Genomic DNA, 15,745 nt, shown 5'->3' with positions numbered 1-15,745 from the left:
GCCGTTCCTGGCAAGATCTTAATAGAAACGATTGCATCCTGTGAGTTGTCTTCATTACTGTTCGGTAATGATGTCAGATATGTAATCCACCTTTCAGTCTTGTAACTTGAGGTAAAGGCGCTCGACCGGCAGTTCTCCCTTCAGTAAAACTGAGGGGACCCTGATGACCAGAACCATCCTGCTGGCCACCACCGCACTGATCCTGAGCGCCGGCGCCGCCTTTGCCGCCGAGACGCCGCAGGTGGCCCAGGCTCCGGTTCCCACGGGTCCGACCAGCAGCGCGCCCCTCGACGACGCCAGCCAGCGCGGCGTTCTGGTCTTCAAGCCCGAATTCTTCGCCGCCCAGCAACCCAACACAGCCCTGGACATGGTCAACCGGGTGCCCGGCTTCTCGCCTGACAAGGGCTCTGGCGCGCGGGGCTTTGAGGGCGCGGTCGGCAATATCCTGATCAATAACAACCGCCCGGCCACCAAGAACGACAGCGGCTCCAACGTCCTGTCACGCACCCCGGCCAACCAGGTTGACCGCATCGAGCTGATCCGGGGCGGCGCGCCGGGCATCGACATGCAGGGCTATGCGGTGATCGTGAACGTGATCCTCAAGACCACGGCCAGCCGGCAGTCGGTCCTGACCCTCAACAGCATGCTGTTCGACGGCGGCCACGACATCTATGGCGGCAGCTACCAGTTCACCGCCCGCGACGGCGATCGCAGCTGGGGCATCACCCTGTCGGACGGCATCGGGTCGAGCGACACCAACGGCCCCGGGCGGGTGGTCCGGCGTGACGGCACCGGCGCGGTCATCCGCAACGAGGCCTATGTCAATGACAGCTGGGGCGGCGGTAACGGCATCCGGGGCAATTTCAACGGCCCGGTCGCCGGCGGCAAGCTGGACGCCACGGCGCGCTACGGGATCAATGACTGGAACGAGTGGAGCCGTCAGAGTTCGTCACTCGCGCTGCGTGAAAATGACTACCGCCATGACGAGAAGAACGGCGAGCTGGGCCTGACCTGGACGCGGCCGATCAAGCCAAAATGGTCGCTGGAAACCCGGCTGATGCACGAGTTTTCGAGGTCCGAGGACGAGGCCCTCAATGCCGAGACCCTGAACGGCAGCGCGCGTCCCAAACAGAGGTTCACCTCGAAGGGCGATGCGTCGGAGTCCATCGTGCGGGCCCTGGTCCGCAACGAGCACTCCGCCAGCCTGACCCTCGAGGCCGGAGCCGAGGTCGCCTACAACATGCTGGACGTCAGCCAGGCCTTTACCCAGGGCGGCGTGTCGGTGGCCCTGCCGTCGGCGTCGGTCAAGGTCGAGGAAACCCGTGGCGAGGCCTTCTCCAAGGCCACCTGGCGCGTCAGCCCCAAGCTGACCGTCGAGGGCGGCGTGCGGCTGGAGAGCTCGAAGATCGAGCAGTCGGGCGATGCGGCCCAGTCCAAGAGTTTCTTCTATGCCAAGCCCAGGGTCCTGGTGACCTGGACCCCGGTGGCGGCCAACCAGCTGCGCTTCCGCTTCGAGCGCGAACTGGGTCAGCTGGATTTCGATGATTTCGCCGCCTCGGCCGAACTGAGCGATGACACCGTCTATGGCGGCAATGTCGATCTGGAGCCCGAACAGCGCTGGATCTCGGAACTGACCTATGAGGGCCGCTTCTGGGGGCAGGGCATCGTCTCGGTCGGCTATCGCCATGACGAGATCATCGGCGTGATCGACCGCCTGCCGCTGCCGGGCAACCTGTCGGCCACCGGCAATATCGGCGACGGCACGCTGGACCGGCTGTCGGTCAATATCGTGGTGCCGCTGGACAAGCTGCACGTGCCGGGCGGGCGCTTCACCTTCCGCAACGACTGGAACAAGACCAAGGTCGTCGATCCCACCACCGGCAAGGCCCGACCGATCTCGGACGTGCGGGCCAGCCAGGCCAATATCGGCTTCGTGCAGGACCTGCCGCGCTTCAAGACCGAATGGGGCGTCAACTGGCTGCCGCTGCTGGGCGAGCGCGTCTATGACCCCGACCAGACCAATGTCTGGCGCGGCACCGACTATTACGAGGCTTTCGTCGAGTACAAGCCGACCACCAGCCTGGCCCTGCGGGCCCAGTTGAACCTGTGGGACAATTTCGACATCCGCCGCACGGTCTATGCCGACCGGACCGTCCGGGCCGTGGCCTTTGTCGAAGACCGCAATATCGACCCGCGGACCTTCGTGTCGCTGCAGGTGCGCAAGACGTTCTGACTTTGGGGGGAGAGGCTCCGTCGCCGGCATCCGCGCGACGGGGCAAGGCTTCCTGGTGGTTGGAGGCGGGATCGAACCGCCGACCTGTGGGTTATGAATCCACCGCTCTAACCATCTGAGCTACCCAACCGGGCCAGGAAGGGGCGGCTTATAGGCGACAAACGGCGGTGTGATCAAGCCACGATGGACGCCGTCTTCGCCCCCAGCGCGCCGACCAGATCGGCGGGTGACAGGCGCATCTGCAGACCCCGCTGGCCGCCGTTGACGAAGACATGGGGCTGGGAGAGGGCGGCCTCTTCCACCGCCGTGGGCAGGCGCTTCTTCTGGCCGAAGGGACTGACGCCGCCGACCTTGTAGCCGGTGATCCGTTCGGCGTCGGGCACGGGCATCATAGTCGCCGACTTGCCGCCCAGGGCGGCGGCCAGCTTCTTCATGCTGACCTCCTTGTCCGAAGGCAGGACAACGCAGGCGGGCTTGCCGTCCAGCAGCACGACCAGGGTTTTCAGCACCCGCGCCGGATCCTCGCCGAGGGCCTGCGCCGCCTGCAGTCCGACCCGCTCGGAGCCGGGGTCGTAGTCATAGGTCACCAGCTCGAAGGCGATCCCGGCCTTGGTCGCCGCGAGGGTTGCGGGTGTGCTTCTGGACATGGCCGGGGTGATACCCCAAGTGTCGGGCTGGATGGAACCTCGGGGCGCTATGCGGCGCCCCAGGACCGGAGTGTTGCTGTGATCCAGTCTCCCGATCGTCGTCAGGTGCTCGCCGGCGCCGCAGGTCTGGGCGTTGCCGCCCTTGCGACCGGCCAGGGGGCGAGGGCCGCTGAAGGTACCCGCGCGCCCCAGATCCTGAGCGGTGAGAACATCGCCCTGACCATCGGCCACACTGCCGTGACCATCGACGGCAAACCCGGCCACGCCATCGCCGTCAACGGTACCGTGCCCGGCCCACAGATCCGCCTGAAGGAAGGCCAGAACGTCCGGCTGTCGGTGACCAACACGCTGGCTGAAGACACCTCGATCCACTGGCATGGCCTGCTGGTGCCGTTCCAGATGGACGGCGTGCCGGGCGTCAGCTTCCCGGGCATCAAGCCGGGCGAGACCTTCGTTTACGAGTTCCAGATCAAGCAGGCCGGCACCTACTGGTATCACAGCCATTCGGGCATGCAGGAACAGGAAGGGGTGTTCGGCTCCATCGTCATCGAGCCCGCCACGCCTGATCCGGCCCCCTATGATCGCGAACATGTGGTGGTGCTGTCGGACTTCAGCTTCGCCCATCCCCACGTCCTGATGCGCAAGCTCAAGGCCCAGGCGGGCTATTTCAACCGCAACAAGCAGACGGTGGCCGGGCTGCTGGCCGGTCGCGACCAGTCGCTGAAGGACCGGCTGGAATGGTCGAAGATGCGGATGGATCCCACCGACATCCTCGACGTCACCGCCTCAGCCTATAGCTATCTGGTCAATGGTCACGGGCCCAAGGACAACTGGACCGGCCTGTTCACGCCGGGCGAGCGGGTGCGGCTGCGCTTCATCAATGCCGGCGGCATGACCGTGTTCAACGTTCGCATCCCTGGCCTGCCGATGCGCGTGGTCCAGGCCGACGGGCTGGACGTGGCCCCGGTGCTGGTCGACGAGTTCCAGATCTCGCCGGCCGAGACCTATGACGTGATCGTCCAGCCGACGCAGGACCGCGCCTTCACCCTGGTGGCAGAGTCGTCGGACCGCTCGGGCCTGACCCGCGCCACCCTCGCGCCCCGGCCGGGCATGAGCGCCCCGGTGCCGCCGCTGCGCGCCCGGCCCCTGGCCACCATGAAGGACATGGGCATGGATATGTCGGCCCATGCGGGTCACGATATGTCCGGGATGAGCATGGCCATGCGCGACGGGGCCAATGCGCCGTCAGTGAAGCTGACTCCCGGTGTACAGGCGATCTCGCCCATGCCTGCCGACCGGCTGGGCGAGCCGCCGCAGGGGCTGGAGGACGCCGGCCACCGGGTGCTGCTCTATACCGACCTGAAGGCGCTCTCCCCCAATCCTGATCCACGCCCGCCTGGCCGCACGGTGGAGATCCACCTGACCGGCAATATGGAGCGCTTCATGTGGGCCTTTGACGGCGAGGCCTTCGGGCCGCTGAAAAAGCCCATCGCCTTCCAGCGCGACGAGCGGGCGCGGGTGGTGCTGGTCAATGACAGCATGATGGCTCACCCGATCCACCTGCACGGCCACTTCTTCGAGGTCGATGTCGGCCACGGGCCGCTCAATCCGCGCAAACATACGGTCAGTGTCGCGCCCGGCGGCCGGGTGGCCTTCGACCTGACCGCTGATGCGCCGGGCGACTGGGCCTTCCACTGCCACATGCTGATGCACATGCATGCGGGCATGTTCAATGTCGTCACCGTGCGACCCCTGGACGGAGCGGGCGCATGAGCGCGGCCCTGCTGATCGCCCTGGCGCTGCTGCAGCACGAGCATCACCAGATGACGCCGCAGCCGGCACAGGCCGCGCCGGTTGATCCGCATGCGGGTCATCATATGCCGGCGGCTGACCCTCACGCCGGCCATGTCATGCCGGCACCCGCCGCGCCGCCGGTCGCCGTTGCCGCGCCCGGCGATTATGCCGCCGACAGCCTGTTCAGTCCGGCAAGCATGGCCGCCGCCCGCGCCACCCTGGCCGGCGAGCACGGCGGCGGGGCCTACTGGATGGTGCTGGCCGAGCAGGCCGAGCTGCGCACGGGCAAGGGTCCCGATGCGGCCGCCTTCGAGGGCGAGGCCTGGATCGGCAATGACGCCGGCCGTTGGGTGCTCAAGGCACGCGGCGAGCATGTGCGCGGCGAGGGCTGGGAAACCGGCGAGCTCCAGGCCCTGCGGTCCTGGCCGATCGGTCCCTATTTCGACGCCCAGGCGGGGCTGAGGCAGGATATCGAGCCCAAGGGGCGGACCTATGCCACCCTCGGCGTCGAGGGCCTCGCGCCCTACTGGATCGAGACCAAGGCGGCGGCCTTCCTGTCGGATCGCGGCGACCTCTCGGCCCGGCTGGAGGCGGCCCACGACCTGCGCCTGACCGGTCGGCTGGTGCTGCAGACCAAGGTCGAGACCTATCTGGCCGAAGATGGACAGGACGCCGAGCTGGGCCTTCGCCTGCGCTATGCGATCACCCAAGAGTTCGCGCCCTATGTGGGTCTGCTGCGACACCGGGCCTTCGGGGACGAGGCCGAGCACGCGCGGTTGGCGGGTGAACGGGTCGGCGAGACCAGCGTGGTGGTCGGGGTGAGGGCGTGGTTCTGACGCCTTACTTCCTGTCATCCCGGCTCTCCGCTCCGCTGCGGCCGGGATGACAGGGTTTGGCCGCCTTCCCCAAGGTTCGCCTTGCCGCGCGCGTAACGGCGTTCCAACATCTGTTTGACACGAACGGAAGCGACGGCTCGACACGTCGCACGACGCGTCCACACAGGGAGATCCGACAGATGGCGACCATTGATTTTGAGCGCATGCCGACCCTGGGCGATGTTGCCCGCTATCACGGCGAGGTTCGCTCCGGCGACGTGGCGCTGAGCTTCGAGGGGCGCGACACCACCTTTGCGGACTTCGACCGCAAGACCAGCCAGGTCGCCAATGCCCTGATCGCCGCCGGTCTGAAAAAGGGCGATCGCGTCGCCTATGTCGGCAAAAACAGCGACCTCTATTTCGAGCTGCTGTTCGGATCGGCCAAGGCCGGGGTGATCACCGCGCCGATCGGCTGGCGCCTGGCTCCGCCGGAAGTGGCCTATATCGTCGGCGACAGCGATGCGAAGATCGTCTTTGTCGGCCCCGAGCTGATCGGCCAGATCGAGGCCGTCGCGGCCGAGCTGACCTGGCGTCCCGAGGTGATCCTGATGGAGCCCGTGTCGGGCGATGCCCACCAGACCTTCGAGGCCTGGCGCGACGCCGCGTCCGATACAGATCCGGTGGTGCCCATCGCCACCAGCGATATTGCCATACAGCTCTATACCTCGGGCACTACCGGGCGGCCCAAGGGGGCGATGCTGACCCATGACAACCTGCTGGGTCTGCGGCGGCGGGCGGCTGAGGAGCCGATGGCGTGGAACCAGTGGGGGCCCGACGATGTCAGCCTGGTGGCCATGCCGGTCTCGCATATCGGCGGTAGCGGCTGGGGGCTGGTCGGCCTGCTGAACGGGGCCAAGGGCGTCGTGGCCCGCGAGTTCGACCCCTTCAAGGTTCTGGACTTCATCGAGCACGACAAGGTCTCGAAGATGTTCATGGTGCCGGCCGCGCTGCAGATCGTCGTGCGTCTGCCCCGGGCCCGCGAGGTCGACTATTCGCGCCTGAGCCATATCCTGTACGGCGCGGCGCCCATTCCGCTGGACCTGCTGCGCGAGTGCATCGAGATCTTCGGCTGCGGCTTTTGCCAGCAGTACGGCATGACCGAGACCACCGGCACCATCGTCTATCTGCCGCCAGAGGATCACGACCCGGCCGGAAATGCCCGCATGCGCTCGGCCGGCCTGCCCCTGCCGGGCGTTGAGCTGAAGGTGATGGACGAGGCCGGCAACACCCTGCCGCCCAATACGGTGGGCGAGATTGCCACCCGCTCGGCCTCGAACATGGCCGGCTACTGGAAGCTGGACGCCGCCACGGCCGCGACGGTCGATGCCGAAGGCTGGCTACGCACGGGCGACGCCGGCTATCTCGACGAGGACGGCTATCTGTTCATCCACGACCGGGTGAAGGACATGATCATCTCGGGCGGCGAGAACATCTATCCCGCCGAGGTCGAAAGCGCCGTCTATGGTCACCCGTCGGTGGCCGAGGTGGCGGTGATCGGGGTGCCTGACGACAAGTGGGGCGAGGCGGTCAAGGCGATGGTGGTGCTCAAGCCCGGTGCAGTCGCGGACCCCGAAAGCATCATCGCCTTCGCCCGCACCCGCATCGCGGCCTTCAAGGCGCCCAAGACCGTCGATTTCATCGCCGTCCTGCCGCGCAATCCGTCCGGCAAGATCCTGCGCCGCGAACTGCGCGCACCCTACTGGGAAGGCCGGACGCGACAGGTGAACTGATGATCCTCTCCCTGAGGGGAGAGGTGTCGCCGCAGGCGACGGAGAGGGTAGTCTTGTCCGCAGTAAGGCTTCCCCCTCCGGCCCTTCGGGCCACCTCCCCCTTTAGGGGGAGGATTTTCTACTCCACGAACGCCTCGACCCGTTCGCGCCGTCCCACCAGGAACGCGTCGGCCACCAGGGCCAGCGGTCGTACGTCGGCTTCGGTCTTGCTCGCGCGGATCAGGTCGCCAAAGCGCGTATAGAGCCCCGGATATTCGGCGTCAGAGGCCTGGACCACCGGTGCTCCGTCGATCTCGATCTGGGCCCCGCCGCTGGACAGCCGCAGCGTGCCCTGGTCGGTGACTGCCGTGATGTCCCAGGTCTGGGGGCCGGTCTGCAGGAAGTCGAAATCGGCGGTGATGGCCGTTCCGGCGATGTCGGTCATGGCCATGTGGGCGGCGATCGGCGACTGGACGTTTTCGGGCACGTCCAGGCGGGCGTCAGTGACGAACACCTCGTTGGGCATGATCTCGGTCAGGATCGACAGGGCGTTGATGCCGGGGTCAAAGACGCCCAGGCCGCCGGCTTCCCAGATCCAGGTCTGGCCGGGATGCCAGCGCCGCACGTCCTCGCGCCACTGGATATCGACGGAACGAATCGTCCTGTTGGCCAGGAAGGCCTTGGCGGTCGGTACGCCGGCGGCGAAGCGCGAGTGCCAGCTGGCGAACAGGGTCACGCCGTGTTCGGCGGCGAGAGCAATGAGGTCGCCGACCTCGCCGACGGTTGAGCCGGGCGGCTTTTCCAGAAAGACGTGCTTGCCGGCGGCCAGGGCGGTCAGGGCCGTTGCACGGCGGGCCTGGGGCGGCGTGCACAGGGCGATAGCGTCCAGCGCGGGCCCCTCTGCCAGCATCTCTTCCAGTGTCTCGAAAGCGGGGACGCCGATATCGGGTTTGGAGCGGCTGGCGACGGCGACGAGCTCAAGGCCCGGATCGGCGGCGATGGCGGGAATGTGCTGGTCCCTGGCGATCTTGCCGACGCCGACGATGCCTATCCTGATGACGCTCACGCCCTGCTCCTGGTTCTGGTCCGACAAATGGATCGTCGGTTGGCCTCGCTATTATATTATAAATTGCAAAGGCCCAAGCCGCAGATAGCATCCTCAAGCCCGCCCCTGTCATCCCTGAAAACATCAGCCCGTGCGCATGAGCGCGCCGCGCCGGGATCCGGGACCGGCGCGTGTCTCTTGCGCTTCCTGCGGTCCCGGATCGGCGCCCGGCTTTCAGTGGGGCTTGGCCTGGATGAGGGGTTTCGGCGTTACTTGGCCAAGGGCGAGACCGGCAGGGCCTGGGCCTTCAACGCGATGGTCGAGGTCGCCGAGACCGCGCGCGACGAGGCACCCAGGGTGACGTCGTAGTCACCCGCCGCCACTGACCAGCCGTGGGTCTTGTCGTTCCAGACCGAGAGCAGGCGCGGATCGACGGTCAGGGTGACGCTGGTGCTGGCGCCGGGGGCCAGTTCCACCTTCTTGAAGCCGGCCAGGCGCTTGGGCGCTTCCCAGCCTCCGGCCTTGGGCGAGACATAGACCTGCGGCACGGCCTTGCCGGCGCGGGGCCCGGTGTTCCTGACCGAGAAGCTGACGGTCAGCACGCCGTTGGCCTCGGCGGTCTTCAGGTCCGAATAGTCGAAGCTGGTATAGGACAGGCCATAGCCGAACGGGAACAGCGGCTGGTGGCCCTTTTTGTCGTACCATTTGTAGCCGACTGCCGCGCCTTCGATCGTATAGTCGACGTCGAACAGGGCGTCAGGCGTCTTGGGATCGCCGTCCAGCTTGGGACGCGGCAGCTGGGTCACGTCTTTCGGGAAGGTGACCGGCAGGCGGCCCGAGGCGTCGACCTCGCCAGTCAGGACGCGGGCGATGGCCTCGCCGCCATTGGTGCCCGGGAACCAGGCCTGCAGCACGGCGCCCACGTCGTTGAGCCAGGGCATGACCACCGGACCACCGGTTTCCAGCACGACCACGGTCCTGGCGTTGGCCTTGGCGACGGCGGCGATGGTGGCGTCCTGGTTCTTGGGCAGGTTCAGGGTCCAGACGTCTTCCGACTCGGTGGTCCACTGGTCGGCGAAGACGATGGCCAGGTCGCTGGCGGCGGCCAGCCTGGCGGCGGCGGCCGGGTCCTTGCCGTCGGCAAAGGTGATCTTCGCGTCCGGATAGCGCGCCTGCAGCGCCTTCAGGGGCGAGGAGGGGTAATAGATCACCGGGCCGGGCCAGGTGGCGGGCAGCAGGCCCTGCACCGCGCGGCCGCCGGCCGGATAGACCTGGGACGAGCCGCCGCCTGACAGAACGCCCACATCGGCATGGGCACCGATCACGGCGATGGTCTTGGCGGTCCTGGCCAGGGGCAGCAGGCCGCCCTCGTTCTTGAGCAGGACCATGCCCTCTTCGGCGTCAGCCTGGCTGACCAGGCCGTTGGCCTTCAGGTCGATGAGGGCGATCTTGACGGGGTGGTCCACCGCGCCGCTGGCGAACAGGGCGCGGGTGATGCGGCGGGCCATGTCGTCGAGGCGCGCCGGGCTGACGGCCCCGGTCTTGAGATCGGCCTTCAGCACCGAGCCCAGGAAGTTCTGCTTGTCGAAAGCGTCACCGGCCGACTGCTGGTCAAGGCCCGCATTCACCGCCTTGGAGCCGGAATGCACCGCGCCCCAGTCGGACATGACATAGCCCTTGAACCCGAAGTCCTGCTTCAGGACCTTGTTCAGCAGCCAGTCGCTTTCGCAGGCATAGACGCTGTTGACGCGGTTATAGGCGCACATCACCGAGTGCGGATCCGACTGTTCCATGGCCAGCTGGAAGGCCAGCAGGTCGGACATCCGGGCCGAGGTCTCGTCGATATTGGCGCTCAGCACAAAGCGGCCGGTTTCCTGGTTGTTCAGGGCGTAGTGCTTGATCGTCGAGACGATGTTGTTGGACTGGATGCCCTTGATCTGGGCGGCGACCATGGTCGCGGCCAGCAGCGGGTCTTCGCCGCCATACTCGAAGTTGCGTCCATTGCGCGGCTCGCGAACCAGATTCACCCCGCCGGCCAGCATGACATTGAAGCCCGAATTACGGGCTTCGGAGCCAATCATCGCGCCGCCCTTGAAGGCCAGTTCAGGGTTCCAGGTGGCGGTGGTGGCCATGCCCGAGGGCAGGGCGGTGCGTTCGCGGAATTCCTTGGCGCTGCCTTGCGTGGCCACGCCGATGCCGGCGTCGGTTTCCCACTGCTCGGGGATGCCCAGGCGCGCAATGCCCTTCACATAGCCGGCCGAGCCGGGCAGCGCGCCGTCGATGCGGGTATATTTGGGCTTCATGTCGGCGCCGAAATAGCCGAACACCAGGGTCAGCTTCTCGTCCTCGGTCATCGCCTTGACCACCAGGTCGGCGCGGGTGTCGGCGTCCAGCCTGGGGTCGAGCCAGGGCTGGGCGGCGGGCGTGGCGGCCGGGGCGGAGGTCTGGGCGTTGGCGTTCAGCGCCGTCGCGGACGCGCCGATCATCAGCGCCAGGGCCAGGCCCTGGAATGTCTGCCGGTTCATGTTTCCTCCGTCATGCTTTGTCTGGGTCCGGCGGACCTTGGTGGTCGCCGGGCGGATCGGGTCAGGTCGTTCGTCGCGGTGGCGGGCCGGTTCGGGCCGGGCCGGTCGATTCGCGGACGATCAGGCTGTGCTGGGCCAGGAACGGCGCGGTGGCCTTCACGGCACCCTCGTTGGCGTTCCAGGCGCTGAAGATCTGCAGCGCGCGCAGCGACATCTGTTCGAAGGGCTGTCGGATGGTGGTCAGGGTGGGCCAGATCACCCCGGCGATCGGGGCGTCGTCGAAGCCCACGACCGAGATGTCGTCGGGGATCCGCAGGCCTCGCCGCTGGGCTTCCATACAGGTGGCGGCGGCCATGTCGTCATTGGCCGCGAAGATGGCGGTCGGTGGCTCGTCGATGTCGAGCAGGACCCTGGCCGCCTCGGCACCGGTCTTGAAGGTGAATTCGCCGTCCGCGATCAGTTCCGGCGCGGGGCGCGGCAGGCCGCGTGCGGCATAGGCCTCGAAGAAGCCGTTGCGACGGTGCGTGCTGGCCGCGTGGTCGGGGTGGCCCGAGATATGGCCGATACGACTGTGGCCCAGGGCAAACAGGTGCTCGACCACCTGGCGGGCGGCGGCCCGGTCGTCCATGGCGATGGCCGGGAAGAAGGGGTCGGGGCTGGTGGGCGAGATCAGCACGCAGCGCACTTCCATCTCGCGCATCAGGGCCTTCAGCGGGCCAAAGTCACACTCCGGCGGCAGAAGGATCATCTCGCGGATGCCGCCGTCGGTGACGAAGGCGCGGATGCGGTCCTCCCAGCCGGGCACGGGCCCGTCGAACAGATCGACCGTCAGGTGACGGCCGGTCTCGACGCAGGCCAGCAGCAGCGCGTGGTGGATCTTGGTGTGATAGCCGCCGCTGGGGTCGCCCATCAGTACGCCGACCGATGACGAGGTCTGGGATCTCAGGCTGCGGGCAACGGCGCTGGGCTGATAGTCCAGGTCCTGCATGGCCGCGCGGACGCGCTCGCGCGTCTTGGCGCTGACGCTCTCATGATCGTTGAGCACGCGAGAGACCGTCTTGGGCGAGACATCCGCCCGCGCGGCCACATCGTGAATCGTCGCCATAGAGATCTGTTTCCACGCCCATTGGCCCAACCGCCCGACTCCACCACGGCGAAGGTGGCGGCCGCAAGGCGATGTGCGGCCCAAGCCATAGCGTACGTTGTCCGCAATGTCATGGACAAGGACATTATGAGGTCAAAATAGGTCGGACAATGAGACATTTTGTGGACATTTCGTGGGGCCTCCGCCCATCGGGGCGGGGGCATTCTTCGCCCCTTGGTTGATCCTAAGGGCGAGCGCTGCGGCCTTGGTTGCATCAGGAAACCGATGTCAGCGCCGGTGGCGCTCGGCGTTTTGGGTGCGGATTTTCATCGAAATGCCGCTGAATCCCACAGAATGGAGATGTTTTGGGCTGTTGTGCGGCTGTGGCGCGCGTGAGTCCGGGGGCTGCTCGGGGCGTGAAAGGCTTGGTCAGGCAGGAATGACAACGTTGACATTCCTGTTGACTTGAGTGGGACATTTATGGAAGTTGGCGACAAGCGAGGATGGCGTTGGGCCGGACTCGGCTGCCTGGGCGCTGGGGGTCGCCGTCGAAACACGGACATCGCGAACCAGGCGAATGGCCGGGCCTTAGAGGCGCTCCACCGACATCCATAATGCGTCGCGCAGACGACGCACCGGCGGATGGGGCGAACAATCCATAAGAACGTTTTGTTGGGGAGCTAGGAATTTGTCTATTCAACGCAGGAACGCCGTGCTGACGCGCGGCCTGGCGGTGGCCCTACTGGCCGGCGCCTCCCAGGTGGCCCTGGCCACCGGCGCCTCGGCGCAGGACCAGACCCAGGTCGAGGAAATCGTCGTCACCGGGGTCCGCGGTTCGCAGATCAAGTCGGTCGACGTCAAGCGACGCGAAGTCTCGATCGTCGACGCCATCTCCTCGGAAGACATCGGCAAGCTGCCGGACGTCACCATCGCCGACTCGCTGCAGCGCATCTCGGGTGTCCAGATCCAGCGCGACGCCGGCGAAGGCAAGACCGTCAACATTCGTGGCCTGCGCCAGGTCATCACCCTGCTGAACGGCGAACAGTATCTCAGCGCCGGCAACATGGGCTCGGCCCAGCCGGACCTGCTGGACGTGCCCTCGCAGCTGATGAACCAGGTGCTGGTCTACAAGTCGACCGATCCGAAGAACGCCCTGTCGGGTATCTCGGGCACCATCGACCTGCGCACCCGCCGTCCGTTCCAGCTGCCCAGCGGCCTGACCTTTGCCGGCGGTCTGGAAAGCCAGCGCGGCGATCGCACCTCGGAAAACGACTACCTGCTGAACGGCGTGGCCAGCTGGCGCAACGACCGGGTCGGCCTGATGGTCTCGGCCGCCAAGAGCAAGTCGAACCTCGGCAACAACTATTCGGGCACTGTCGGCCTGTCGGGCAACAATGACTGGGGTGGCGGTTTCCCCAACAGCTACATCTCGCCCCACGGCTTCGAGAGCTTCAATCGCGTGGTCGAACGCGATCGCCTCGGCATCAATGCCGCCTTCGAGGCCGACCTGGGCGAAGGCTTTACCCTGATCGCCGAAGGCTTCTACGCCGAGCTGGACGAGTATAACCGCGCCGTCGGCATCAATATCTCCAACCGCTGGGACGGCGGCGCCTTCGGGGCCTGGACCAAACCGACTGTCTCGACGCCGGTGGGGCAGGGCAACTGGCTGGCGGTCGACGAGTACGACATCGACGCCTGGTGGGTGAACTCCTTCACCGTCAACCGCACCACCAAGTCCAAGACCAAGAACTACAACCTCGAACTGAACTACGACAACGACGGTCCGTTCACCTTCGAGGCCCGCGCCATCCGTGCCGACGGCGAGCGTCTGAGCATGAACGGCCAGGCCCAGGGCGACCTGAGCAACTGGCGCTATGCGCCGGGCCGCTTCACCCTGTTCCGCGACGCCAATGACCGCACCCGCGGCACCTTCTATCCCAAGGCGATCTGCGACCAGTTCGGCGCCTCGCGCAAAACCAATGCCGTCGTCGGCAGCGCCGGCGGTTGCTATCTGGATCCCAACCCTCAGGGCTACGGCGCCAATCCGCAGCTGCACTACAACATCGCCGGCGATCACCCGGTGTGGAGCGGCTTTGACAAGCCGCTGGCCGGTGGCCTGGGGGCCGGCAAGTCCCTCAAGGACTACATGGCCAATATCGGCAGTTATGCGATCGGGGCCTTCTCGTCGGAAGGCAATAACGAAGTCGAGTCGGACATGAACGTGTTCCGCGCCGACGGCCACTATGCCTTCGAAGACAAGTTCCTGGGCTTCATCACCAAGGTCGACGCCGGCGTTCGTCAGAGCAAGCGCTCGGTCGATGTCGAGGCGTTCCACCTGTTCTCGGGCTTCTACGGCGGTGCCCCGGGTGCCGTGCAGGCCAATGGCACGCCCGTTCCGGCCGGCGGCTGCGAGGCCCAATGGAAGGCCATCGACGTCGTCATGAGCCAGAACCAGTGCCAGGCCGGCGAGTTCGTGCCCGATGCGGTCACGGGCCTGCAGGTCTTCCAGGGCTATACGGTCAATGCGCCGACCGCCCTGGACAAGTACAACAAGGTGGTCTGGGTCGACGACCTGGGCGGTGTGACCAGCGGCATTCCTGGCTTCTGGGCCATCGATCCGCACGACTTTGACGATGCCGCGGCCTTCCACAAGAAGGTGTTCGGCGGGGCCATCCGCGTCCAGATCCCCGGCGCGACCTATGACGTCAGCCTCAGCGAGCAGAGCGCCTTCGGTGCCGCCAACTTCGAAATGGGCGGCCTGAGCGGTAACTTCGGCCTGCGCGTCATCGAAACCTCGCTGACCGTGAAGCAGAACCTGACCGGCGACACCCGCAACTACGGCGACACCAATGCCGATGCCGGCGACAACGTCACCAAGCGCAAGTACACCGACTGGCTGCCGTCGCTGAACCTGGTTTACGACCTCGGCGACAACTGGAAATTCCGGGCGGCCTACAGCAAGACCATGCAGCCCCTGGATCTGGGCAACTATGGCGGCGGTCTGAGCATCTTTACCTCGGACTGCGGCACGGCCCTGCCGAACGTGCGCTGCGTCACCGGGGCCAGCGCCTCGGGTAACCCGAACCTGGATCCGTGGCGTTCGTCCAACTTCGACGGCGCGGTCGAGTACTATTTCGGCAGCGCCTCGATGCTGAACATCTCGGCTTTCAAGCTGAAGATCGACAGCTTCGTGACCGGCGGCACCACCACCGGCCGCTTCCCCGACCAGGACGGCGTGATCCGTCGCACCGTCAACGTCTCCCTGCCGATCCAGGGCGACGGCGGCGAGGTCAAGGGTCTGGAAATCGGCGGCAAGCTGGCGATGAGCGACATCCTGCCCGAGGCCGGGCTGCTGTCGAACTTCGGTGTGGACAGCAACTACACCTACTCGCCGAGCAAGGAGTCGCGCACCGGCTTTGACGGCAAGAAGCTGTCCTTCGTCGACAACTCCAAGCACCAGTTCAATCTGGTCGGCTGGTATCAGGACGGCAAGCTGCAGGCGCGCGTCGCCTACAACTACCGGACCGATCGCCTGGCTGAAGTGATGAGCAGCAGCATCCCGATCTACCAGGACAGCACCGGCTATGTGGACGTGAACGTCAGCTACAACGTTCGCGACAACGTCACCGTATATGTCAACGGTTCGAACGTGACCGGCGAGATCGAGGATTACTACGCCAAGTTCGGCGCCGGTAAGACCCAGTACATCCGCCAGAACGAGTTTGAACCTCGCTACACGTTCGGCGTCCGCGCCCGCTGGTAGCCTTTAGCCTCACCTCCTGCAGCCGCCGCGACTCCCCGGTCGCGGCGGCATTTTTTTGAGGGGCGAGACT

The 15,745-nt window shown here is 66.2% G+C and carries 9 protein-coding genes and 1 tRNA gene; 5 read left to right on the top strand and 5 right to left on the bottom strand.

Annotation, left to right across the window (positions count from 1 at the left end; genetic code table 11):
• Positions 1-163 precede the first annotated feature (163 nt).
• Complete coding sequence (locus ACW179_RS01030) at positions 164-2,233, top strand: TonB-dependent receptor plug domain-containing protein (protein ID WP_492062059.1); 2,070 nt, start codon at positions 164-166, stop codon at positions 2,231-2,233.
• A 53-nt stretch (positions 2,234-2,286) separates the two neighbouring features.
• Here ACW179_RS01030 and ACW179_RS01025 read toward each other — a convergent pair.
• Together ACW179_RS01025 and ybaK are read right to left on the bottom strand one after the other, a co-directional pair.
• Positions 2,287-2,363 (bottom strand) — tRNA-Met (locus tag ACW179_RS01025).
• 43 nt (positions 2,364-2,406) lie between these two features.
• A complete protein-coding gene (ybaK, locus tag ACW179_RS01020; protein ID WP_492062057.1) occupies positions 2,407-2,880 on the bottom strand; it encodes a Cys-tRNA(Pro) deacylase in 474 nt (157 codons plus the stop codon).
• Positions 2,881-2,958: 78 nt separating this feature from the next.
• Here ybaK and ACW179_RS01015 point away from each other — a divergent pair, with 78 nt between their 5' ends.
• The 3 genes from ACW179_RS01015 to ACW179_RS01005 all read left to right on the top strand — a co-directional run bounded on the left by ACW179_RS01015 (position 2,959) and on the right by ACW179_RS01005 (position 7,279).
• Positions 2,959-4,653, top strand: coding sequence for a copper resistance system multicopper oxidase (locus ACW179_RS01015; protein ID WP_492062055.1), 1,695 nt, complete (start codon positions 2,959-2,961; stop codon positions 4,651-4,653).
• Positions 4,650-5,510, top strand: a complete 861-nt coding sequence (locus ACW179_RS01010; RefSeq protein ID WP_492062053.1) for a copper resistance protein B — start codon at positions 4,650-4,652, stop codon at positions 5,508-5,510. The genes ACW179_RS01015 and ACW179_RS01010 overlap by 4 nt, the downstream gene beginning before the upstream one ends.
• 179 nt (positions 5,511-5,689) lie before the next feature.
• Complete coding sequence (locus ACW179_RS01005) at positions 5,690-7,279, top strand: fatty acid--CoA ligase (protein WP_492062051.1); 1,590 nt, start codon at positions 5,690-5,692, stop codon at positions 7,277-7,279.
• A 118-nt stretch (positions 7,280-7,397) separates the two neighbouring features.
• Here ACW179_RS01005 and ACW179_RS01000 read toward each other — a convergent pair whose 3' ends face one another.
• From ACW179_RS01000 to ACW179_RS00990, 3 genes are all read right to left on the bottom strand, one after another.
• Positions 7,398-8,324, bottom strand: coding sequence for a Gfo/Idh/MocA family protein (locus tag ACW179_RS01000; RefSeq protein ID WP_492062049.1), 927 nt, complete (start codon positions 8,322-8,324; stop codon positions 7,398-7,400).
• A gap of 248 nt (positions 8,325-8,572) precedes the next feature.
• Complete coding sequence (locus ACW179_RS00995) at positions 8,573-10,828, bottom strand: beta-glucosidase family protein (RefSeq protein ID WP_492062048.1); 2,256 nt, start codon at positions 10,826-10,828, stop codon at positions 8,573-8,575.
• Positions 10,829-10,889: 61 nt separating this feature from the next.
• Positions 10,890-11,933, bottom strand: coding sequence for a LacI family DNA-binding transcriptional regulator (locus tag ACW179_RS00990; RefSeq protein WP_492062046.1), 1,044 nt, complete (start codon positions 11,931-11,933; stop codon positions 10,890-10,892).
• Between the two features lie 667 nt (positions 11,934-12,600).
• On the opposite strand from ACW179_RS00990, the gene ACW179_RS00985 reads away from it, so the two are divergent.
• On the top strand, positions 12,601-15,675 hold the full coding sequence (locus ACW179_RS00985; protein ID WP_492062044.1) for a TonB-dependent receptor: 3,075 nt from the start codon (positions 12,601-12,603) through the stop codon (positions 15,673-15,675).
• The last annotated feature ends 70 nt before the right edge of the window (positions 15,676-15,745 follow it).

It is taken from the genome of Caulobacter sp. AVps18, from assembly GCF_058681425.1.
The sequence above is the reverse complement of the archived record's forward strand: the minus strand, read 5'-3'. Positions and strand labels throughout refer to the sequence as shown.

Bases quoted from the DNA above. Each gene is read 5' to 3' on its own strand.
- ACW179_RS01030 (WP_492062059.1), top strand. From the start codon at position 164: ATGACCAGAACCATCCTGCTGGCCACCACCGCACTGATCCTGAGCGCC.
- ACW179_RS00995 (WP_492062048.1), bottom strand. From the start codon at position 10,828: ATGAACCGGCAGACATTCCAGGGCCTGGCCCTGGCGCTGATGATCGGC.
- ACW179_RS01005 (WP_492062051.1), top strand. From the start codon at position 5,690: ATGGCGACCATTGATTTTGAGCGCATGCCGACCCTGGGCGATGTTGCC.
- ybaK (WP_492062057.1), bottom strand. From the start codon at position 2,880: ATGTCCAGAAGCACACCCGCAACCCTCGCGGCGACCAAGGCCGGGATC.
- ACW179_RS01010 (WP_492062053.1), top strand. From the start codon at position 4,650: ATGAGCGCGGCCCTGCTGATCGCCCTGGCGCTGCTGCAGCACGAGCAT.
- ACW179_RS00990 (WP_492062046.1), bottom strand. From the start codon at position 11,933: ATGGCGACGATTCACGATGTGGCCGCGCGGGCGGATGTCTCGCCCAAG.